This window comes from Streptomyces millisiae (assembly GCF_031845425.1).
Lineage (GTDB): Bacteria > Actinomycetota > Actinomycetes > Streptomycetales > Streptomycetaceae > Streptomyces > Streptomyces millisiae.
This window is the reverse complement of record NZ_JAVREM010000351.1, coordinates 1-432: the sequence shown is the minus strand read 5'-3', so window position 1 is coordinate 432 and position 432 is coordinate 1. Positions and strand designations below refer to the sequence as shown.

General features: G+C 73.4%; 1 pseudogene. It reads right to left on the bottom strand.

Annotated features, from left to right (window positions below):
• Positions 1-235: pseudogene (locus tag RNC47_RS37040) on the bottom strand (malto-oligosyltrehalose trehalohydrolase); the annotation flags it as partial.
• Positions 236-432 lie beyond the last annotated feature (197 nt).

Here is a 432-nt window from a genome sequence, read left to right as displayed (position 1 = left end):
CCCCCTGGTCGACCACCGCGCTCGGACCGTCCGGCCCGTCCGGCTGGCGCCGCGCACGGGGGTCCGGCAGCAGCGGCCCGTCGTCCACCCGGAACCCGTAACGGTCCCCGTCCACCGCCTCCGCCTCCGCGCTCCACCACCCCTCCCGCAGCGGGTCGCGCTCCATCGGATACCGGACCTCCGCTGCCTCCAGCACGACCGTGTCCGCCTCGGGGGCCCACACCTCGAACCGCATCCACCACTCCTCGTCCGTACCGTCCGCCGCGTTCGTCACAGACCGTCAGGCCGCCCCGCCGTCCGGAGGCGGCTCCGCGCCCGGCTCACCACCATCCGTGACCGCCCGCCTCTAGAACCGGCCGGTCACCGGCCATTAAGGTCTGGTCCTGATCATTGCCCGGTCGGCTCCCCGCTCATACAGGTTCCGTTCATCCG